The sequence below is a fragment of the Parasphingorhabdus sp. DH2-15 genome (assembly GCF_051668705.1).
In the GTDB taxonomy this organism is placed as follows: Bacteria; Pseudomonadota; Alphaproteobacteria; order Sphingomonadales; family Sphingomonadaceae; genus Alterisphingorhabdus.
Map to the genome: position 1 here is coordinate 1,644,203 of NZ_CP196351.1, position 21,545 is coordinate 1,665,747.

The following is a 21,545-nucleotide window of genomic DNA, read 5'->3' on the forward strand; positions in this document are numbered from 1 at the left end:
GAGATGAACGAAGCGCATTATCGCGAGAGATAGAGAAATGGCGCACCCGGAAGGATTCGAACCTCCGGCCCCCTGATTCGTAGTCAGGTACTCTATCCAGCTGAGCTACGGGTGCGCAATAAGGTGACTGCCATTAGTCAGGCTAGAAGCCCTTGGCAACTGCTTTTTGTCAATAGTGTGAAATTAGATGAAGAATCTTCACATCAACGCGATCAATTGCCGCATTTCGCATTTTTCAGTGCTCCGATAAATGGACCATCTGCCGGAGGCATAGGCAAGTTAGTCATCTCTTCGAGCGTTACCCAGCGCAGCTCCTCCGCATGAAGTGCTTTCGGCTCCCCTTCCCAATCGCTGCACTGATAAAGCAACAATAGCAAATGCCGCTTGGCCAATTGTTCGCTTGCAAAAACTACGGGCGATAGATTTTCTGCTTTTACAGCGAGCCCCAATTCTTCTTCTATCTCCCGCACTAAGGCTTGTTCGGGTGTTTCACCAATCTCCAACTTGCCGCCGGGAAACTCCCACAAACCGGCCATAGCACTGCCTTCAGGCCGCTTCTGAAGCAGAATTCGGCCATCATCACGCGTCATTGCAAGTGCAACGACAATCATAAGTGTCAGGTTTTTTTCCAACTTCTTTGCCCTTTTAAACCATTTGTTAAGATCGATAGGCGATTAAGAAATCGTCGGGAAGAAAGATTTAACGGGAGCTCACAATGTTGAGGACTTTTTATAACGTTTTGCAATCGCGTAAAGGCGCGACGGCGATTGAATATGGGCTAATCGTAGCCTTAATCGCCATCAGTGCAATTGTGGCAATGCAGAACTTCGGAAATGCCTCAAACGAAATGTGGGATACTGTTGAACGCAATATCGTGAATTGATTTTTCGGGAAGTTAAACATTTGGAAAGTTTTTTCACATAAACCGATCAATGCTTGTTCAGGAAATCATACGGAAATGATTGATCAACTGGCCGGGTAATGATGACCAAACCAAGGAGACCTAATATGAAAACAGTACGTAACATGTTCGCCAACAAAAAAGGCGCCACCGCAATTGAATATGGCCTGATCGCTGCTTTGATCGCAGTTGCAGCCATCACTGCAATGGGCAGCCTGGGCAACAACCTGACCGCAACGTTCGATGACGTATCGGACGATCTGGTTCAGGCTTAATCTGATACAGATTTTAAAAGAAAGGGCGGCCCTAGGGTCGCCCTTTTTTTGTCATAAGTAAAAAAGCAAAATAGATAGCAGCTTAATAGCTCACCATCTTAATGCGCTGTCCCGCAGTTAAACTGTCCGATGCAGACAGACCATTCAAAGTCCTGAAACGCTCTTCTTGCAGGCTGTCAAAGGCCATTTTCGCAGAAAGAGTGGCCACTGTGTCTCCTGATTGCACAGTCACAATCTTGACCTTGCGATTCTTTATGCCAACGGCCTCATTATCAGCCAACCGCCGCATGCTTCTAAACATTGACGTAAAATTGCCACTGCGGCCAGCTGCTGTCAAAGTAACAAAGTGCAATGCCCGGCTTGGTGAAAACTCATACGCAAACACTGTGATGTCACGGATGTCGCGCCCACTACCCACGCGCGCAGTGGAAAAGGCAGCTGGCAGACCGTTAATTGTTGTCCGGCTGATTTCACCAAATGCGATATTCTGCTCTTTCGACACTTCCGCAAAAATGGAGCGCATATACGCTCCTAAATCATTATTATAAGTGCGTAGTGTCAATTGTGACTGACCACCTTGTCCGTTAATAGAAACCGCAGAACTGCCGTTACTGATGGAATATCCTGATGGTGCGTCAAATACGAAATCTAACTCTGGGTGTATAAAGCGCGATCCCTGTACAACGCCTTGGGCGCTATCCTGACCGTAAGCCATATTATCCAACTGATTGAGAAAACGTGTCTTATTGCGCGTGCCGGTGCTGTCGCCAGCCTTTTTAGCAGCGCGCGAAACACGCTTTGCAGGATTAGGGTGTGTGCTGGCCCAAGTGGGTACTGATGATGTCTGTTTTCCGCTAGCCCGGGCATCAAGCGCATTTTGCAACGCCAGCGAATATAGCATTGACGAAACTGCGCGCGGGTCATAGCCAGCGCTACGCAAATATTGCACACCCAGATCATCAGCTTCATATTCCTGCTTCCGGGAATATCGCAATGTCAGCAATTGGGAACCGGTCCCAAAAACTTGCTGACCAAGGCGGCCAAAGCCTGAATTGCCAAGCAGCAATCCAGCACCGATCTGTCCGATCGCTCCGAACAAGCTGTTGCGCCTTGCTTTTTTCTGCCGTTTTTCAGAATGACGCGCAGCAACATGGCCGACTTCATGGCCCAAAACACCAGCCAATTCGGCTTCATCGTTCATCAACGCCATCAATTGTCGTGTGACATAAACATAGCCGCCAGGAATTGCGAACGCATTATTTACTGATGAGTCCAGCAAAGTTACGGTGAAATCCTCACGAGCATTTCCAAGGCCGGACTGAACAGCAATATCCTTGCCAATTCTTTCAACATAGGCCGCTTGTGACCCAGTATATGGCCCGCCAAATTGCTGAAGCAATTGTGGATGGACCGCCTCTCCTTGAGCTTTTTCCTCATCGGATATGCTCCGCACTTCATCTTTTTGAAGCGGCAAAGCCGCCACAGGGGCCGTGGCTATTGACGACACGCACGTGATAACTGCACTTGCCAAAAGTGTTGTGCGCAAAAACATTTTTCCCGAAACCATAAAACCTTCCAATCCTATAATGGTACAGAATATAGTGATTTTCGGCGTTCGCAAACGTTGTTGTGTAAAATATTCTGCTCAGGCAATGACCACCTAGCATATGGCGGCCGCATGTTAGCGGCTTTGCATTACAGTGATTGCCCGATGGTCAGGTATTTTTGATAGCGTTTTTCCTGTAATTCTGCTGGTGTAAGCGCAAGCAAAACATCCAATTCTTCTGAAACAGCCTGTGACAGTTCCGCACATGTCATTGCAGGGTCACGATGCGCGCCGCCCTTTGGTTCTTTTACAATACGATCGATAACACCAAGCTGGATAAGGTGCTGTGCAGTGATCCGCATGGCTTCTGCTGCTTCATCAGCCTTTTCCGCAGTGCGCCACAAGATAGAAGCGCAGCCTTCTGGTGAGATAACCGAGTAAACGGCATGCTCTAACATCAACACGCGCTCTGCTGATGCCAAGGCCACAGCCCCGCCGGAACCACCCTCACCCACAATACAGGCGATCATTGGTACGTTGAGCGTCAAGCAGCGCTCTGTTGCGCGGGCAATGGCTTCGGCCTGGCCACGTTCTTCCGCGTCAATTCCCGGAAAAGCGCCAGAAGTATCCACCAATGTTACAACAGGCAGGCCAAAGCGCTCGGCCAGATCCATTAAGCGTATCGCCTTTCGATACCCCTCTGGGCGACCCATGCCGAAATTATGCTTCAGCCGTGATTGTGTATCCCGGCCTTTCTCATGACCGATCACCATCACTTTCAGACCATTCAACTTTGCAAAGCCGCCAATAATAGCTGCATCATCAGCAAAAGCCCGATCTCCGCTCAATGGCATAAAATCGGTAAACATCAGATCGATATAGTCGCGAAAATGTGGGCGCTCTGGATGGCGAGCCACTTGCGTTTTCTGCCAAGGTGTTAAATTGGCATAGATCAGCCGTAACAGACGATCTGCCTTTGTCTGCAACTTCTCAATATCCGCCAAACTGTCCAGCGGATCATCTGTCGTTGTATCTTGCAATTGCGCAATTCGCGCATGCAAAGCAGCAACGGATTTTTCAAACTCTAAAAAACTTGTCATGAGCTATTTCCTGTTGGTCGCGCTTATCGGCTGCTTCACGCTGCGTCAATCTGTCTTATCAGCTTGACTCGCCACGCTGTCAGGCTGGCTCTGCCCAGATGAAGATTTATCAAATTTGGCCAAAGGGTGACGCGCATTAACCAGCTTCACTAGATGATCGGCGTCCACATGCGTATAAATCTGTGTCGTCGTAATATCTGCATGCCCCAACATCATCTGCAAAGCACGCAAGTCTGCACCCCCTTGCAACAAATGGGTGGCAAAAGCATGGCGCAGCACATGCGGGCTCACCGCGTCAGGGTTTAAGCCTGCACGCAATGCCAAACCCTTGATCGACTGGAATAAACGAATGCGGCTAATATGTGCTTTGCGTGAGGGAAATAGCCATAAACTGTCTGACGGTCGGTAGTCTTGCCATCGGGCCAATGCAGACCGCGCGCGCCCGGATAGAGGCACCATACGCTGCTGACCACCTTTGCCGTTAATGATCAGAAATGGTCGATCTGGTGCATAGGCATTGGCTGACAAAGACACCAGTTCACTGGCGCGTAAACCCGAACCATATAATAGCTCAACCATCACCAACAGCCGAATTGACGCAGGTTTTGCATTCTCTTCACTACAATCGGCCTCCAACACCGCAAAAAGCTTGGCTATCGCCGCATGGTCCAGCGTTTTTGGAAGAGATCTTCGTTGGCCAGGCCGTACCAATTGGGCAGATGGGTCGTCGCCTCGCATATTTTCATCGACACAATAGCGAAAAAACTGCCTAACTGCCGAAATCTTGCGCGCTACGCTGGACGGTGCGAGCGCGGACCATTTTTCCTGCAATGCACCCATATCTTCGGGTGTGCTAGCTGCTAATCGGCCTTTTAAAGCATGTGACGCTTGAAACAGGTCGCGGCGATAGGCAGCAAGACTATTGGCGGCTGCACCGCGTTCTACGGCCATCATAGCCAGAAAGCCTTCAATCGCTTCATCATCAGACAAAGCTTCGGAAGACCCTCCTGATCCAACCATCATGCTATGAACGTCATGCCCTGGCGACAGCCTCGGCGGCAATCATACGCGCCTCATTGCCAAGACCGACTGCATTGAGTGCACGTACAATTTGGTAAAGATGGACAGGTGCCATTTGCGACCAATCTTCACCCTGCATTCCCGCAGCGGCCAGTAATACAACCAAAGCAGCATTATTTTGGTCAACGGCTTGCTGCAAATGCTGTTGCCATTTGGTCGACTTTGACAAGGCAAAACCATATTCCTCGGCCAGTTCATTAGCGACGCCATCCGGCATTCGATCAAGTGCCGAAAGGCCGGCAACCAGAAATGCAGCAGAGCGCTGACCATCACTGGCATCATTATCATAATATTCGCGAACATCTGCCTCACTGACCTGCTGGTCTTGAGAAGCGCGGCCAACTTGTAACAATGCCCAACCCTTTGAGCCCGTTGGCACAATATTACTCCAACGCTGCGCATTACGATCAAGGCCTGCAGAGAGCATCGAACCGATAAGCATATCCGCATCATTGGCAAATTCCTCAGAAACCGGAATCGTTGCGGCGGCCCGTGCAGTCAGTACCTGAGTGCCATAATTTTCCAATGGTGCAGTGTTGCTGTTCCACAATTGACGCATCGCTGCGACACGGCCCTGTATTTCGCGCAAAACATAAGCTTCACGCAGCAATGCCGTACGTGCACGCAGCGGATCATATAGGTCAGGCTGATCATAAGCTGCGCTGAACAAATCGACGATCGCGCTATTCGACAATCCGCCGACAGCAGCGGCCTTATAAGCTGCAGTGACGCGTCCATCCATGGTCACAGCCGGATTCAAAGCCCGCCACACATGAAATTTGCGTTCTGCATTATCGAAGAGATTTTCAGGCGGGTTAATCCCCGTTGCTGTCGACAATCCGAATCGCCAGCTTGTCAGTGTATCTACGCCGTCCCATTCGACTTTAACTGCACGGCGGCCATTGACCCCAGCGCCAACAACTTTCTCTGCCAACAGAAGATCGATATCCGACGCTATCTGATCATTTGAAGCACGGTCAATCTGCGCGGTCGCGGATGACGAATTGCCGGACATTGCCGAGCAAATGGCAATGATAAGCTGCCACTCAGCCTCATCACTCTCTGCAGCTCCGCCAGATGCTATGGGACAAAAGGCTGTCAAATCACCGCTGGCCAATGCTGCTTCACGCGCCACTTCAAACAATTTGCCCGAATAGCGGGATGCATCGACTTCCTGCACCAAATGCTTGGCTAGCACCCCTTCCCCCATATCCAGCAAAAGCCTTGACCGGGCTGCAACCCATTGGGTTTCCTGGCTATCGCGAGGGGATATGAAACTGCTCACCAAGGCGCGGCGAAGCAATATATGCCCCCAGCGCGAGACAATAGGTTCATCAATGCCATTGAGCAGACGCGTCAAAAACGCACCGTTCACATTAGCAAGGGAATCCGCAGGAAAACCAGACTGAGTAGCTCCAATAAGACCAACTTGCGCCAATGAGCGCTGAGCACGGCTCGGCAAACGCGATGGAGCCAAATCACTCGCCACCAAATCATCGGCAATATCGGCAACAACATCATTGGGAACGGCCGGCGTATCCGGATTGCTTGGCGCTGCAGGCGCAACAGGACTTGCTTGCGGTGTATCGGGCTCGTCCGTTGGCACGGCATTTCCGGTTGATGGCTCTTGAGGAGCAGTATTTTCAGGTGCCGTCGGTTGCTCCACAGGCGCAGAAGGCTGCGGCGTGGGGTTAGCAGGTTGCTGAACGGGCGCAGCAGGCTGCTCAAATCCCGGCGGCAGAAGCGATTCCGGTTGATCTTGATCCTGTCCGTAACCAACACTTGCCAAACCAAGAGCAGAACAGCAAATGCCGCTCATAAGTGCGTAACGCAGGATCATGCGATTCTTATGCGACGCCATTATTCTTCGGCTTCCTCAGTTCCAGGTTTTGCGACCTCTGTCTCGGTGCGGCTCACAGTTTCCTCACCGCCTAGATAAAAGCCAACCCCGCCAAGAATCAGCAACAAAAGAACCAAGATGATAATTAAAAAACGCATATATTTCGCTCAGATACCTAATTAACCGTTTTTGGGCAAACATTGCTGCATTTTGCCGCCTATATGAAAGCGATGCTTGCCTAACATCTTTCCCCGATTATAGGCTAAGTGACGATGCAACAAGAACGAAAACCGGAATCTGACGACAAACTGTCAAAACTTAGCCACATGATCAACCGGCCAGTGGTTCTGGTCGGACTTATGGGGTCTGGCAAAACAACAATCGGCCGGCGATTGGCAACACAATTGGGTCTGCCCTTTGCTGATGCTGACGAAGAGATTGAGAAAGCCGCAAATCGTTCAGTAAGTGAAATCTTTGAAGAATTTGGCGAAGAGCATTTTCGCGATGGAGAGCGCAGGGTTATTGCGCGACTTTGCGAAGAAAAACCCATGATTATCGCCACTGGCGGCGGCGCTTTTATTAATGACGATACCCGTACGTTGATCAAAAAACGTGCAATTTCTATCTGGCTTGATTGCGATATTAGGATTCTGGCTGAGAGGGTTTCACGAAAAAATACACGTCCTTTATTGCGTGATAAAGACCCTGTTAAAGTTCTCACCCAATTGGCCGAGATACGCAACCCGATCTATGCCGAAGCAGATATTCGTGTTTCGAGTATGAATGGGCCGCATGGCGCGGCTGTAAAATCTATCATGGGAGCGCTCAACAAATGGCTAAAATAGACCTGGAGCTAGATGGCCACAGCTATGCAATCCACATTGAAGCGAGGCTTTTTGAAGATATAGGACGCAGGTTAGCGCAATATGCGTCGCGCGGCGCTTTGCACATCATAACTGACAAAGATGTCGGCGCAATTTACACGGACCATTTTACAGAACAGCTGTCCGTATATGGCATATCGGCCCACTTTTACGTTTTGCCCGTTGGCGAAGACGCGAAAAGTTGGGGCGAGCTTGAAAAACTAACAGATTGGTTGATCGCCAATCAAGTGAATCGCAAGGACACTATCGTCGCTTTGGGCGGCGGTGTTGTTGGTGATATTACCGGCTTTGCCAGTGCAATTATAAAGCGCGGCTGTCAGTTCGTACAAATACCGACAACATTATTGGCACAGGTCGATAGTTCGGTTGGCGGTAAAACCGCAATTAACAGCAAAGCCGGTAAGAATCTTGTCGGTGCCTTCCACCAACCCGTTGCCGTTTATATTGATCCTGATGTTCTCAAAACCCTGCCAGAAAGGCATATGCGCGCCGGATATGCGGAAGTCGTAAAATATGGCCTGATTAACGATGAGCGCTTTTTTGATTGGTGCTATAAAAATAGCCCGCATATTCTGGCGCGCGATCCTGAAGCATTGGAATATGCCATTGCGCATAGCGTGAAGGCAAAGGCAGATATTGTAGCCCAAGATGAACGTGAAACGGCGAATGTGCGCGCTTTGCTCAATCTGGGTCATACATTTGCCCATGCTCTAGAAGCGGAAACGGGATATTCTGACAAGCTCTTCCATGGCGAAGCTGTCGCATTGGGCATGATATTGGCGCATGACTTTTCCGCGCAGCTTGGGCTTTGCTCTAAGGATGATGCCAAGCGCGTTGCAGAGCATATTGCCGCATCCGGCCTACCTGCGAGTTTGGCTGGACTAGGTTTAACCAATAAAGGCGACATATTATTCGCCCATATGCAGCATGATAAGAAACGCGTTGGCGACGCTCTGCCCTTCATATTAAGCAGAGGAATAGGTCGCGCCTTTTTTGCCGATAATATTGCAGCAGAAAGCGCAAAGGCTTTTCTAAAAACCGCAAAATGAAATTATACGCGGCTGTTTAGCAAGTTCAATATTGTCTTATAGGGCAGCATGATGGCGGCATGACGGGCACTATGGGGAGCAGCTGCGGCCAGCAGATGAAATTCCGGCCATTTTGCATAAATACTATCTGCATCCATTGCATCTGCACCTGCCAATAAAGACGATAGAGCCTCTGACATCGCGTTAATATGTTGAGCAGACTGACCGATAATATAATGGGCCATAATAGCCGCAGAGGCTTGCCCGAAAGCACAGGCTTTCACATCCATACCAAAGTGCGAAATAGTGCCCTGTCCCTCAGTTTCAATCGCTATAGTCACGGCACTGCCGCACGGTTCTGCCCGCATGGTATCGCGCAGCAAGACATCGTCGTTGATAGGCCATTTATATAGCTCTGCAGACCAGCGCAGAAGCTCTCGGCTATATAAGGTCGCGCTCATATCAACGCACCTGCCAATCCGCATATAGGGACGCACATAATATGAGAATCATTACGCAGCTGCGTCTGCATCTGTTTCGCTGGCACGGCGCTCATCAATATATTCGACCAAGGCATTGCTGGACGCATTGAGCAAAGGATAGGTGCGCGCACTGGTTATCCATTCAGGCGTTTCACGCGTGGCATATACAAATTGATAGACCAGATTGATGAGCAAGAAAGCCAGGGTTGCAATGATTAGACCTTTGACCATTCCGAAACCCATGCCCAGAACCCGATCAATGGGGCCCAATGCTGAATCGCGAACCCCTTTGCCGATTCGTCCGGCAATAAAGCGCAATAGCAGATAGGTAATGGCAAAGATCAAAGCGTAAGATAGCAAGGAAGCCGCACCGACGCCTGTCACATAAGGGGCGACATAGAGCGTAACATCATCATGCAGATAGCCGACAGCAAATGTTGCTCCGGCAAAAGCAAATAGAGACAAGGCCTCTTGAACGAACCCACGGCCAAAACCGAGCACGCCCAGACCTCCAAGCAAAATCAAAATGGCAATATCAAATATGGTCACGCTAATGCGCTAATCATTTGAAAATATATGGTCAACGAGTTTTGCCAGACGATCAATCATTTGTACCGAAACAGGGCTATTTGCAGAGCCATTATCCGTTGCTGATGATGTGTTGGCACTTTTGGCAATCGGCGAAACTGCTTTGGCAAAGCCCAGTTTCCCGGCTTCACGCAAGCGGATATTTTGATGCGCAACTGCTCGCACCTCCCCCGAAAGCGCGATCTCACCAAAATAAATGGCATCATTGGGCAGAGGTTTGTCGGCCAAAGCAGATATCAATGCCGCAGCAACCGCCAGATCGGCCGCTGGGTCCTGCACCCGGTAACCGCCAGCGATATTTAAATACACCTCGCAGCTTGTGAAATTTAAACCGCATCGTGCTTCCAATACTGCCAATATCATCGCCAGACGCCCATTATCCCAACCAACAACAGCACGGCGCGGCGTGGCACCGCTTGCCAGTTTGACCGTGAGGGCCTGAATTTCAACCAATACCGGCCTTGTTCCCTCTAAAGCTGGAAAGACAACGGCGCCGGGAACATCACTTTGCCGCTGAGTCAAAAATAATGATGATGGATTGGCAACTTCCACCAACCCTTCGCTTTCCATGGCGAAAACACCAATTTCATCAGTCGCACCAAAGCGGTTTTTGATGCTGCGCAAAATCCGATATTGATGACTGCGCTCGCCTTCAAAACTCAGCACAGTGTCAACCATATGTTCCAGCACACGCGGGCCAGCGATAGCTCCGTCTTTGGTGACATGGCCGACCAACATTAAAGCTGTGCCGCTTTCCTTGGCATAGCGAATCAATTCTTGCGCAGATGCCCTTACCTGGCTCACCGTGCCTGGAGCACCTTCAATCCGGTCACTATGCATCGTTTGAATAGAATCAATGACCAGCATCTGCACATTATCAACGGCCTGTAGGGTCGAGAGAATATCACGTACAGATGTCGCCGCTGCCAGATGAATAGGCGCATCTGCCAGGCCAAGACGTTTTCCGCGCAGACGCACTTGGTCGGCGGCTTCTTCTCCACTAATATAAACAATATTCCCGCCTTTACGGGCCATTTCGGCGGCAGCCTGTAACAGCAAGGTTGATTTGCCAATACCCGGGTCGCCGCCCATCAAAATGGCAGAACCCGGGACGATACCGCCGCCCAGAACACGGTCCAGTTCCGCAACCTGACTGCCGATACGTTTCGGCGTTGGTATATCGCTATCCAATCTAGACAATGTAATTTTGCGGCCACCACGGCTCAAATCATGCTTGGCTGAGAAAACTGTCTCGCCCGCTTCCTCGATAAGGGTATTCCATTCCCCGCAATCCGCACATTGCCCCTGCCAACGCGGAGCAGTGCAACCACATTGCTGACACACATATTTTTTCTTTAACTTCGCCATGGCGGTAAATTAACAGAACATAATGGGAACGCAAGTCTTAGTGTTATTGCACGCCTGTTTATCTTCATTGTGACAGTTACTCAGAAAACCAGCTTGCCAGATGGATCATAACAGGCGAATAAAAGACATGCGTCAAAAAGAGCTCAGACTTGCACTTATCTGTTATGGCGGCGTCAGCTTGGCCGTTTATATGCATGGCATTACCAAAGAAATCTGGCGATTAACCCGGGCTAGCCGGAATTTCCATGCCAATGAACCGCGTGTTTCACACAGTCAGGGCATTTATCGCGAATTGCTTGAAGAGCTGTCCAATGAACATCGGCTAAAACTACGCGTCATGCCAGACATCATTGCCGGGACCAGCGCTGGCGGTATCAACGGCATATATCTTGCCCAAGCCATCGCCACAGGGCAATCGCTGGAACCATTGACTGATCTATGGCTCGATTGCGCCGATATAGATATTTTGCTCGATCCTGATGCCCGGCCATTTTCACGCTTTAGCAAATTCTGGGCACAGCCGCTTGTCTGGCTTGCTTTGTCTAGGCCCGGAGGCGCGGTTGAGCGCACCGTTGCCAAGGAAACACGCAACGAAGTTAAAACCAAATTATCACGATTGATTCGCGCACGCTGGTTCGCGCCGCCCTTTAGTGGTGTCGGCTTTTCCCGGCTTTTATATAATGCATTTGATGCAATGGAGGCAGCAGAGCGCGGGCCCAAATTGCTCCCGACCGGTCAACCGCTTGACCTTTATGTGACGGTAACAGACTTTTTTGGCCATTTGGAGCGCATGCGCCTCAATAGCCCTTCCGAAGTTGTCGAGACTGAGCACAGGCTGACCATAGGTTTCACGGCAACGCGCGGCGAGAATGATGTTCTGGGTGATAGCGCAGAATTGACCTTTGCCGCACGCGCTACAGCAAGTTTCCCCGGTGCTTTCCCTCCACTAACGGTGCACGAAATTGACCAACTGCTAAAATCCAAAGAGCGCGAATGGCCGGGGCGGGAAAACTTCTTAAAACGAACCTATCCACGGCAATATGCAACGGGTGAAGGTGAGGAAACCGTCTTGATCGATGGGGCCGTATTGACCAACGCACCTTTTGGTCAGGCCATGGATGCCCTGAAGAACCGACCTGCGCATCGTGAAGTTGATCGCCGTGTTGTCTATATCGACCCCAAACCGGATTTTTATCAGCCACGCGACAAAGTCGATGAGAATGATTGTTCAGAGAAGAAAGCCGAGCGCAAAAAACGTTTACCCGGCTTCTTTTCGACCATCTTTGGTGCGATTTCTGATATTCCGCGCGAACAGCCGATCCGTGATAATTTGGAAATGATTGAAGATCGCAGCAACCGTGTAAGGCGCATGCTGCAAATCACGGATAATCTTCGTGAAGATGTCGAAGACGTTGTTAACAAACTCTTTGGCAGAACGCTCTTTCTTGATAGCCCAACACCCAAACGGCTTTCGCAATGGCGCAACAAAGCACAGACAAAAGCTGCCAATATGGCTGGCTTTACCTATGCCGCTTATGGACAGTTAAAATTAAACGGCATCATTGAAGATATTATCGCATCGCTGCGCAGAGCATATCTTGAGCCTAGCGCGGTGTACCAATATGAATTGAGAGAGAAGTTTTGGGAGCATCTCTCTGGACAGGGTCTCAATCACCTTGCCGACGCAAAAGGCGGGGCAACGGATGAGGCCATAGCCTTTTTCCGCGAGCATGATCTGGGGTTCCGTGTCAGAAGGTTGCGCTTTCTTGCAAGGCGGTTGGGTAACGATATTGCCAAATCAACATCAGCTCCGCATCAAACTATCATTGCGATGCATGACACCATCTATAATTGTCTCGCTCTTTATCTCGATGTTGAAGGGCGTGGCAGAGATGGCGAAGATTTTGCTGATATCGCCGCAATTGCGCTAGAGAATCCCCGCCTTGCTCTGGAGCGCCTTGGCAAAGCACGCAGCTTGCGTGACATTGATACGGTCATTGATACTAAACTAAGCGAGGCTTTGAGCTTATTGCCAAAACAAGAACGGCGCGAGCTATTGCTGGCCTATCTGGGCTTCCCATTTTACGACATTGCCACTTTGCCCTTATTGCAAGGGGAAGGCATGGACGAATTTGACCCAATTAAAGTCGACCGTATTTCACCTGATGATGCGCAATCTATCCGCAAGGGCCGTGCTGACGCGACTTTGCGCGGCATTGAATTTAACAGTTTCGGCGCGTTTTTTAGTCGCAGTTACCGCGAAAACGACTATATTTGGGGCCGCCTACACGGCGCTGAAAGGATGATTGATCTGGTAGTATCGACTTTGGATGGTGAGTCGCAAATGGCGGAAAAGCGCATACGCCACTATAAAAAATCCATGTTCCTCGCCATTTTGGACGAGGAACAGGAAAGATTGCCATTGAGCAAAAAACTGATCACCAAGATACGTGGCGAAGTTGAACAGTCATTCGCTGAAGGTTTGCACAATTGAAGTGCTCGCGATTTTATGCGCTTTTCAGACTTTCATAAACAAAACCAATAAAGGCATCGGGCTTGATAAACCCTTCTTTGTTGACATCGACGTCTTTCAATAAATCCTGAGCCTGAACTTGCTCCAGCGTTTGGCCAGCGTCGATGGCTTTCTGAACCTTATCAATAGTGTTTGCGACCAGATCACGATAGGCGGCCAAATCAGCACGTGTTGCAACAGGGCCATGACCAGGGATAATTTTGGTATTATCATCAGCAAGAGACAATGCTTTTTCAGCCGAGGCCAAAATGCCTTTGGCGTTACCGCCGCTGTTCAAATCAATAAACGGCAATGTCACCTTATTGAAGAAGGTATCACCCATATGGATGACATTGGCTTTTTTGAAAAAGATGATTGAATCGCCATCCGTATGCCCTGTCGGAATATGGATCACATGGATCTCATCATTGTTCATAAACAGTTTTATACCATCAGCATAAGTAACTGATGGTAAGGCAACTTTGGGCGATGCCGGATTATTACCGCGGCCGGATGTCTGTTCACCCAACATACGGACACGAACATTATCATGCGCCAAAATTGTGGCGCCCGCATTGCCGAAATTCTCATTTCCGCCACTATGATCACCATGCCAATGGGTATTGATCACATAGCTTGCTTCGCTGGCACCCAAGGCAGCAACCGCATTTTGAATCTTCTCGCTTAGCGGTGCGAACTGGTCGTCAATCAGAATTGTGCCATCCTCACCATGACTTACGCCGATATTGCCGCCTGCGCCGAATAATACTGCAACACCTTCGCTCAGCTTTTCGGTTTTGATTTCAACAGCATCAAAACGATTGGCATTTTGCGCATTGCCGCTGGTGCAACCTGATAAAGGAATAGCCACAGCAACAAGAGCGGTTGCTGCCAAAAGCTGACGAAGTGATTGGGGAAGCGTCATCATGGTCTCCTGATATAATCGGTGTTTAATACCATATTTACCGCAGCGCGAAAGAGGTAATGTCATTACGCAATCATATCAAAAGCCCTAGATAACGGGCCTCAACCTGTTGTTACTAGCTTATAATATCGCGCAACTTATCAAAGAAACCACGCGAATTCGGGCATTCGTCACCCGTTTCGGTTTCTTGGAAATCACGCAGCAATTCTTTCTGCCGCGCGCTCAATTTGGTTGGTGTCTCAACATCAATTTGCACGACCAGATCGCCGCGGCCCCGCCCTTGCAAGACAGGCATGCCTGCGCCGCGTTGGCTCAATTGCTTGCCGGATTGAATGCCGGCTGGGATAGAAATTTTGGTTTCCTTGCCATCCATTCCAGGAATGGTGATATCACAACCTAAAGCAGCTTTAGTGAAACTGATTGGAACACGAGCAAAAAGCGATGAGCCTTCACGCTCAAAAATACTGTGTTTGGTAACATGGATGAAAATATACATGTCCCCGGGCGATGCGCCGCGCGGGCCTGCTTCACCTTTGCCGCTCAGGCGAATGCGGGTGCCATTATCAACACCGGCAGGAATATCGACCTTTAGCGTCTGTGCTTCATCAATCCGCCCCTCGCCTCGGCAATCACCGCATGGGCTTTCAATAACATCACCGCGGCCATGACAATTTGGGCATGTCCGCTCAACCACGAAAAACCCTTGTTGCGCACGCATTTTGCCCGTGCCGGAACACAGATTACATTTGCGGCTGCTGGTACCGGGGCTTGCCCCGCTGCCAGCACAGGTTCCGCATTGTGCAGCTACCTCGACATGTATTTCGGTTGATTTACCATGGAATGCATCTTCCAGAGAAATCTCCAGATCATAACGCAAATCAGCACCACGTGCCGGACCACGGCGCCCGCCGCCGCCAAAACCACCGCCAAATATAGTGTCAAAAATATCGCCAATGTCGGAAAAACCCTCGGGGCCGCCGCGTCCACCACCACCAAAACCGCCTTCTTCAAAGGCAGCTTTGCCATAGCGATCATAGGCCGCACGCTTTTGTGGGTCTTTCAGGCATTCATAGGCTGCACCAACAGCCTTAAACCTTGCTTCGGAATCTGCATCACCGGGATTGCGATCCGGATGATATTTCATCGCCATCTTACGATAGGCAGATTTCAGCTCACGCTCATCCGCTGAAGGGGCAACGCCCAGCAAATCATAAAAGTCAGTCTCAGCAACCATATCAGTGAATTTCCTGACGCATCATGCGGTGAGATGAAAACAATATGCCTTAGCGGAACGATATGACAGATATAGTGTCAGATCGTTCCACAGATCGGCATAGGTCAACGATTAGCTCGCTGCCTTATTGTCCTCATCATCATCAACTTCAGAGAATTCGGCATCAACAACATCGTCATTCGCCGTATCCTGTGCTGCTTCTGGGGCTTCGCTTGGACCGCCAGCCGCTTGTTCCTGCTCATAAATGGCCTGACCCAGCTTCATGGCAATCTGACCCAACGCTTCGGTTTTGGCCTTCATCGCCTCGCCATCTTCGGCTTCAACAGCAGATTTGGTCTCAGCAATTGCAGCTTCGATTTCTGATTTCAGAGCATCATCAATCTTGTCACCATGTTCGCTCAACTGCTTCTCGGTCTGGTGAACTAGGCTTTCTGCATTGTTCTTGACCTCGGCCGCTTCACGGCGCCGCTTGTCTTCTTCAGCAAATTTCTCTGCATCCTGAACCATTTGCTCGATATCATCATCTGAAAGACCGCCCGATGCCTGAATCTTGATGGTCTGCTCTTTGCCTGTGCCTTTGTCTTTGGCAGAAACGTTCACAATACCATTGGCATCAATATCAAAGGTCACTTCAATCTGCGGAACACCGCGCGGTGCAGGCGGAATGCCTAACAGATCGAAATTGCCCAACAGCTTATTATCGGCTGCCATTTCGCGCTCGCCTTGGAACACTTTAATGGTCACGGCCTGCTGATTATCATCAGCCGTCGAATAGGTTTGCGATTTTTTCGACGGGATGGTTGTGTTGCGATCGATCATGCGGGTAAAAACACCGCCCAGAGTTTCGATACCGAGTGACAATGGAGTCACGTCGAGCAGCAAGACATCTTTAACATCGCCTTGCAAAACGCCGGCCTGAATAGCTGCGCCCATGGCGACCACTTCATCAGGGTTCACACCAGTATGCGGTTCTTTGCCGAAAAAGTCTTTCACAACTTCTCGGACTTTCGGCATGCGAGTCATCCCGCCAACCATGACGACATCGTCAATCTCACTGGCAGAAATGCCAGCATCGGTCAGCGCCTTTTTGCATGGATCAAGCGTCCGTTTAATCAAGTCAGCAACCATTTTTTCAAGGTCGGACCGGCTAATGGTCTTCACCAAATGCTTAGGACCGTTTTGATCGGCTGTTATGAACGGCAAATTGACTTCGGTTGTTTGTGCCGATGACAATTCAATTTTGGCTTTCTCCGCAGCTTCTTTCAAACGCTGCAAAGCCAGTTTGTCTTTTGTAAGATCAATGCCTTCAGCTTTTTGGAATTCTTCAGCCAAAAACTTTACAACTTTGGAGTCGAAATCTTCACCGCCAAGGAAGGTATCGCCATTTGTGGCTTTCACTTCAAAGACGCCATCGCCGATTTCCAAAATCGAAATATCGAACGTACCGCCGCCAAGGTCATAAACAGCAATGGTTTTGCCGTCATTTTTGTCCAAACCATAGGCCAGAGCAGCCGCTGTAGGCTCGTTGATGATCCGCAGAACCTCAAGACCGGCAATTTTGCCTGCATCTTTGGTCGCCTGACGCTGAGCATCGTTAAAATAGGCAGGAACAGTAATAACCGCTTGGGTCACTGTTTCGCCCAAATAGCCTTCTGCTGTCTCTTTCATTTTCTGCAGCGTGTAAGCAGAAATTTGTGACGGGCTATAATCCTCGCCACCGGCTTTCACCCAAGCGTCACCATTTGCACCTTTGGCGATGGTGTATGGAACAAGTTCCATATCTTTCTTGGTCAACGGGTCATCAAACCGGCGCCCGATAAGACGCTTCACCGCAAAGATTGTATTATCCGGGTTGGTTACGGCCTGCCGCTTGGCAGGTTGTCCAATCAGACGTTCACCATCTTTGGTGAAGGCTACGATAGATGGCGTTGTCCGCGCACCTTCAGAATTTTCAATAACCTTGGGCTTGTCACCGTCCATAACAGCGACGCATGAATTGGTTGTACCAAGGTCGATACCAATAACTTTTGCCATAAGATCCTCAATCTCATTTAGATATAACAAGATAGGCCTGTCGTAACGACAAGCCCGCCCTTCCCAATCGCGATATAGGAGCAGTTTTGCTTGGCACAAGTGCTACTGATAATTAGGGTGAAAGAGATTTTTCCCTTACTGCCCCATTATGAGAGAATAATAGTGAAACATTTCAACATTCCCGCTTTGGTCCTGTCGGCCACTGTCTTGTGTTCCTGTCAGTCAGATCAACAAGAAAATACAAAAGAGCTGATCGTCTCTGACGCGCAAATCGTCCTCTCGCCTGTGTCGGGCAGGCCTGCTGCTGCATATTTCATACTGGAATCCAAAGGTATCAATACCATTTTGACCGATGTTGAAGTTCCTGGCGCAGAGAGAGTGATGTTGCACGAAACAATCTCGAAAGATGGTGTCACCAGAATGAACTCGGCCAATGCGTTTCCTATTAAGTCCGGGCAAACACTAACATTTTCACCAGGCGGCAAACATGCGATGATATTTGGTTTGAAGGATGTGAAGCCGCAACAGCAAGTGACTATGACCTTGCGCTTTGACAATGGCGAAACATTGACGGTTGATGCCGCGACCAAATCCATTGGTAACGCAGCGAACGGCGGTTAATTCTATGCGCAGAGCTATGACTGATGGTGAAGTCGCAATAACCCATTCTGTCTTTGGCGATGCGATAGACTGCGACAAAACGCAGATATGCCGCAGCAAATGGTTTCCATTTCAACCGCGCAAAACGGTCATGGCGCCTATGGGCAATATCCATTTCCACCCGCGCAGCACATTATGGATGGATGATTACAGCACCGCGCATCTGGCCCTGCGCGGTCTGTTCGTGCATGAACTGGTGCATGTCTGGCAATATCAGAAAGGTATCTTCCTACCGCTTAAACGCCATGCCTTTTGCCGCTATGACTATAGCTTAAAACCCGGATGGACATTAGAACGCTATGGTCTTGAGCAGCAGGCAGAAATTGTTCGTCATGCCTATATGTTGCGTGAGGGCGGAACAGTGGCCGGGGCCCCTGATCTGACTCAATATGCCCACATCATACCCTTTGGAACTTTTTAACGGACAAAAGCATTGACCCAATTCGAATTTCTCTTCGCCCTATATAGCCTTTTGCTCGGTTTTTCGATGATTGAGCTGCTCAAAGGTCTTGGGCGCACCGTGAAAATGCGGTTAAGGTTGAGTGATGATGAACAAAGTGGCCATCCTGTTGGCATTTTGACGCCATTACTGGGCCTGTTTGTAATGCTGGATCTGTTGAGTTTCTGGTATAGTGCGTGGGTTGCAAGGGAATTGGTCAGCATTTCAACATTTTCGCTAATGCTGATGACATTGTTTGCTTCCTGCTATTATCTTGCTGCTTATCTCACCTTCCCGGACAAGATATCGCATGATACCGATTTTGACGCTTATTACTTTCGTGTCCGCATACCGATAATTAGCCTGCTGCTTTTCCTCGTGATTTTCCAATATATATTCTACGCAGTCCAGCCGGAAATGACCGCAAGGATACTGGCACCGCTGAACCTGATATTGACAGGTATTCTTATCCTGTTGATGCTGGGTACAATATTTTCACGCTCGCGGCCTATCCATATTGCCCTCTTGTCTGCTCTTATTATCCGATATGTTACTGTCTATATGTTGCCGCTGTTTTCGTAAATTGATGCTTCCATTTGCTGCGGGTGACGGTATCCGCAGTTGATGAAACAAATATCACCGATCAAGGCTGAGTCACCCAACGCTACGCGATCAAGTGGTTGGCGGCATGAGCTGCGCGCTATGGTGGAGCTTGCATGGCCATTGGTACTGACCAATTTGACCATGGCGCTTATTGGTGCCAGCGACGTGTTGATGATTGGCTGGTTGGGTGCGGCGGACCTTGCTGGTGCGTCCATTGGTTTTAACTTCAATATGGTCGCTGCAATTTTTTGCATGGGGCTGGTGACAGCTTCTGCACCGATGATGGCCAGTGAGATAGGTCGCAAACCTAACTCCGTACGCGATGTACGGCGCACATTCCGCCAATCCTGCTGGGTGGCTATTTCTATTATAGTGCCCATATGGCTGGTGCTGTGGTGGACGGAATATTGGCTGGTCCTGCTGGGCCAAAAGCCAGAGATTGCCTCTATCGCGCAGGATTATGTGCGCACCTATATGTTCTCTGTGCTGCCTTTCCTGTTGCTCATCATAGCGCGTAATTTCCTATCGGCACTGGAGCGGCCTATCTGGTCGCTGGTGATCGGCATTGGTGGTGTGTTGGTCAACATCATGGTCAACTATCTGCTGATCTTTGGCAATTACGGCTTTCCCGCCCTTGGAGTAGTGGGTGCAGGTTTTGCCTCAATCTTTAGCAACAGCGCCATGTTCATTGCCATGATGGTGGTCATCGGGCGCGATAAGCAATTTCGGCGCTACCACCTGCTGGGCAATTTCTGGCGAGCAGACTGGCCCCGTTTCCGCCAAACCTGGGCCTTGGGTCTGCCTATAGCCGTGACATTTGGCCTAGAAGGCGGTGTGTTCAGCATTGCAGCGTTGCTCATGGGCCGGCTCGATACCATTTCCATTGCCGCTCATGCCATCGCTATTCAAATTGCATCTCTTAGCTTCATGGTGCCCATGGGGCTTGGTCAGGCGGCCACGGTGCGCGTTGGCATAGGCTATGGCCGCAAAGACAGTGTCCTGATTACGCGTGCAGGCTGGACCGGTTTTTACCTAGGCACAGGCTTTATGGTCTTAATGGCGCTCTTTATCCTGGCCTTCCCTAGCCCGCTTGCCAGCCTGTTTCTTGATCGCAGCAATGCTGATGCAGACGCCGTATTGGCGCTGGCGATAGAATTCCTTTTCATTGCTGCCATTTTCCAGATTGTCGATGGAGCGCAGGTTGTGGGCATGGGCATGCTGCGCGGACTGCATGATACCCGTGTGCCGATGTTTATCGCCGCCTTTGGCTATTGGGGCATCGGCATAGGCGTCGGCGCATGGCTAAGCTTTGGCGCAGGATGGCGCGGTGCGGGTCTATGGACAGGCCTGGCTGCCGGATTATCGGTGGTTGCCGTGCTGATGGTTACGCGCTGGATGATGCGCGGACGCTTGGATTTGGTCCCAAGCGCCCAATAATGCTTATTCTGGCTTTTTCGCGACCCCGACATAGGCTGCGCGTAACAAACGGTCTTTAATCATATAACCGGTCTGCATCTCCTGCACCACAATGCCTGGTTCATGCTCATCGGTCGGGATTTCGACCATTGCTTGATGCTGATTGGGGTCTAGCGGCAAATGCATAGCTGGAATGCGGGTGATATTATGCTTGGTGAAAACGGTTTCCAGTTCACGGCCTGTTGCCAACAAACCGTTGACAAGACCCTTCCATTTTTCATCTTCGCGCAGTTCTTCAGGGATTGCTTCCAGCGCCCGTGCCAAATTGTCTGACACAGAAAGAATATCGCGGGCAAAGCCAGTAGCGGCATAATTGCGCGCATCTTGCGCTTCTTTTTCCATACGCCGCCGCACATTTTGCGTTTCGGCGTGGGCATATAGGGCCTGCTGCTTGGCTTCTGCCAGCTCCGCCTCTAGCGCAGCGATTTTATCAGCCTCTTCATCGGCTACATCTGCTGCACAATCGCCGGTATCGCGCAATTCCTCTGGAACGCCTTCCATCTCTTTAGCGGCTTCCGCATCCATGGTTGCGTCTGATTGTGTATCTTTGTCGTTCTCTGTCATTGTCTC

Annotated in this window: 22 protein-coding genes and 1 tRNA gene; 9 read left to right on the top strand and 14 right to left on the bottom strand. The window is 50.0% G+C overall.

The annotated features are described in order from the left end of the window. Nucleotides 1-38: 38 nt before the first annotated feature. Both ACR9YC_RS07610 and mutT read right to left on the bottom strand, forming a co-directional pair. A tRNA-Arg gene (locus tag ACR9YC_RS07610) sits at nt 39-115 on the bottom strand. Nucleotides 116-212: 97 nt separating this feature from the next. Further along, entirely contained in the window at nt 213-611 is a 399-nt protein-coding gene (gene mutT, locus ACR9YC_RS07615) for an 8-oxo-dGTP diphosphatase MutT (protein ID WP_438731686.1), read from the bottom strand. Between the two features lie 104 nt (nt 612-715). Between mutT and ACR9YC_RS07620 the strand changes: the two genes are divergently transcribed. Together ACR9YC_RS07620 and ACR9YC_RS07625 are read left to right on the top strand one after the other, a co-directional pair. Continuing rightward, nucleotides 716-883 (top strand): Flp family type IVb pilin, encoded by a 168-nt coding sequence (locus tag ACR9YC_RS07620; RefSeq protein ID WP_438725936.1) that lies wholly within the window; start codon nt 716-718, stop codon nt 881-883. Nucleotides 884-1,008: 125 nt separating this feature from the next. Next, entirely contained in the window at nt 1,009-1,176 is a 168-nt protein-coding gene (locus ACR9YC_RS07625; RefSeq protein ID WP_438725938.1) for a Flp family type IVb pilin, read from the top strand. Between the two features lie 82 nt (nt 1,177-1,258). Here the strand turns inward: ACR9YC_RS07625 and ACR9YC_RS07630 are convergent, their stop codons facing one another. From ACR9YC_RS07630 to ACR9YC_RS07650, 5 genes are all read right to left on the bottom strand, one after another. Further along, the gene (locus tag ACR9YC_RS07630) at nt 1,259-2,743 is read right to left on the bottom strand and encodes a M48 family metalloprotease (RefSeq protein ID WP_438725940.1); all 1,485 of its coding nucleotides are present in this window, start codon (nt 2,741-2,743) and stop codon (nt 1,259-1,261) included. A 128-nt stretch (nt 2,744-2,871) separates the two neighbouring features. Next, nucleotides 2,872-3,822: an acetyl-CoA carboxylase carboxyltransferase subunit alpha gene (locus tag ACR9YC_RS07635; protein WP_438725942.1), complete on the bottom strand. Its 951-nt coding sequence runs from the start codon at nt 3,820-3,822 to the stop codon at nt 2,872-2,874. Between the two features lie 45 nt (nt 3,823-3,867). Then, nucleotides 3,868-4,842: a tyrosine recombinase gene (locus tag ACR9YC_RS07640; protein ID WP_438731689.1), complete on the bottom strand. Its 975-nt coding sequence runs from the start codon at nt 4,840-4,842 to the stop codon at nt 3,868-3,870. A gap of 13 nt (nt 4,843-4,855) precedes the next feature. Beyond that, on the bottom strand, nt 4,856-6,763 hold the full coding sequence (locus tag ACR9YC_RS07645) for a hypothetical protein (RefSeq protein ID WP_438725944.1): 1,908 nt from the start codon (nt 6,761-6,763) through the stop codon (nt 4,856-4,858). Beyond that, entirely contained in the window at nt 6,763-6,900 is a 138-nt protein-coding gene (locus ACR9YC_RS07650) for a hypothetical protein (protein WP_438725946.1), read from the bottom strand. Before ACR9YC_RS07650 ends, ACR9YC_RS07645 begins: the two co-directional genes overlap by 1 nt. 114 nt (nt 6,901-7,014) lie before the next feature. On the opposite strand from ACR9YC_RS07650, the gene ACR9YC_RS07655 reads away from it, so the two are divergent. Beyond that, the gene (locus tag ACR9YC_RS07655; RefSeq protein WP_438725948.1) at nt 7,015-7,587 is read left to right on the top strand and encodes a shikimate kinase; all 573 of its coding nucleotides are present in this window, start codon (nt 7,015-7,017) and stop codon (nt 7,585-7,587) included. After that, nucleotides 7,575-8,675, top strand: coding sequence for a 3-dehydroquinate synthase (aroB, locus tag ACR9YC_RS07660; RefSeq protein WP_438725949.1), 1,101 nt, complete (start codon nt 7,575-7,577; stop codon nt 8,673-8,675). The genes ACR9YC_RS07655 and aroB overlap by 13 nt, the downstream gene beginning before the upstream one ends. Before the next feature lie 2 nt (nt 8,676-8,677). Here aroB and ACR9YC_RS07665 read toward each other — a convergent pair whose 3' ends face one another. From ACR9YC_RS07665 to radA, 3 genes are read right to left on the bottom strand one after another with little or no spacing between them, the layout of a single operon-like run. Next, nucleotides 8,678-9,115: an iron-sulfur cluster assembly scaffold protein gene (locus ACR9YC_RS07665; RefSeq protein WP_438725951.1), complete on the bottom strand. Its 438-nt coding sequence runs from the start codon at nt 9,113-9,115 to the stop codon at nt 8,678-8,680. 51 nt (nt 9,116-9,166) lie between these two features. Beyond that, nucleotides 9,167-9,685, bottom strand: a complete 519-nt coding sequence (locus tag ACR9YC_RS07670; protein WP_438725953.1) for a CvpA family protein — start codon at nt 9,683-9,685, stop codon at nt 9,167-9,169. A 9-nt stretch (nt 9,686-9,694) separates the two neighbouring features. Then, nucleotides 9,695-11,092 (bottom strand): DNA repair protein RadA, encoded by a 1,398-nt coding sequence (gene radA, locus ACR9YC_RS07675; protein WP_438725955.1) that lies wholly within the window; start codon nt 11,090-11,092, stop codon nt 9,695-9,697. A gap of 127 nt (nt 11,093-11,219) precedes the next feature. Between radA and ACR9YC_RS07680 the strand changes: the two genes are divergently transcribed. Next, nucleotides 11,220-13,586 (top strand): patatin-like protein, encoded by a 2,367-nt coding sequence (locus ACR9YC_RS07680; RefSeq protein WP_438725957.1) that lies wholly within the window; start codon nt 11,220-11,222, stop codon nt 13,584-13,586. Between the two features lie 13 nt (nt 13,587-13,599). On the opposite strand, the gene ACR9YC_RS07685 is transcribed toward ACR9YC_RS07680, so the two are convergent. The 3 genes from ACR9YC_RS07685 to dnaK all read right to left on the bottom strand — a co-directional run bounded on the left by ACR9YC_RS07685 (nt 13,600) and on the right by dnaK (nt 17,797). Next, entirely contained in the window at nt 13,600-14,532 is a 933-nt protein-coding gene (locus tag ACR9YC_RS07685; RefSeq protein WP_438725959.1) for an MBL fold metallo-hydrolase, read from the bottom strand. A gap of 112 nt (nt 14,533-14,644) precedes the next feature. Continuing rightward, complete coding sequence (gene dnaJ / locus ACR9YC_RS07690) at nt 14,645-15,763, bottom strand: molecular chaperone DnaJ (protein WP_438725961.1); 1,119 nt, start codon at nt 15,761-15,763, stop codon at nt 14,645-14,647. Between the two features lie 111 nt (nt 15,764-15,874). Continuing rightward, the gene (gene dnaK, locus ACR9YC_RS07695) at nt 15,875-17,797 is read right to left on the bottom strand and encodes a molecular chaperone DnaK (RefSeq protein WP_438725963.1); all 1,923 of its coding nucleotides are present in this window, start codon (nt 17,795-17,797) and stop codon (nt 15,875-15,877) included. A gap of 162 nt (nt 17,798-17,959) precedes the next feature. Here dnaK and ACR9YC_RS07700 point away from each other — a divergent pair, with 162 nt between their 5' ends. Genes ACR9YC_RS07700 through ACR9YC_RS07715 form a run of 4 tightly spaced genes read left to right on the top strand, consistent with a single transcriptional unit; the run spans nt 17,960 to nt 20,936 of the window. Next, complete coding sequence (locus ACR9YC_RS07700) at nt 17,960-18,418, top strand: copper chaperone PCu(A)C (RefSeq protein WP_438725965.1); 459 nt, start codon at nt 17,960-17,962, stop codon at nt 18,416-18,418. Nucleotides 18,419-18,434: 16 nt separating this feature from the next. After that, nucleotides 18,435-18,878, top strand: a complete 444-nt coding sequence (locus ACR9YC_RS07705) for a vgr related protein (RefSeq protein WP_438725967.1) — start codon at nt 18,435-18,437, stop codon at nt 18,876-18,878. A gap of 12 nt (nt 18,879-18,890) precedes the next feature. Further along, nucleotides 18,891-19,478 carry a hypothetical protein gene (locus ACR9YC_RS07710; RefSeq protein WP_438725969.1) on the top strand — a complete coding sequence of 196 codons (588 nt, stop codon included), beginning with the start codon at nt 18,891-18,893 and terminating at the stop codon, nt 19,476-19,478. A gap of 42 nt (nt 19,479-19,520) precedes the next feature. Continuing rightward, the gene (locus ACR9YC_RS07715; protein WP_438725971.1) at nt 19,521-20,936 is read left to right on the top strand and encodes an MATE family efflux transporter; all 1,416 of its coding nucleotides are present in this window, start codon (nt 19,521-19,523) and stop codon (nt 20,934-20,936) included. Nucleotides 20,937-20,939: 3 nt separating this feature from the next. On the opposite strand, the gene ACR9YC_RS07720 is transcribed toward ACR9YC_RS07715, so the two are convergent. After that, nucleotides 20,940-21,539 carry a nucleotide exchange factor GrpE gene (locus ACR9YC_RS07720; protein WP_438725973.1) on the bottom strand — a complete coding sequence of 200 codons (600 nt, stop codon included), beginning with the start codon at nt 21,537-21,539 and terminating at the stop codon, nt 20,940-20,942. Nucleotides 21,540-21,545 lie beyond the last annotated feature (6 nt).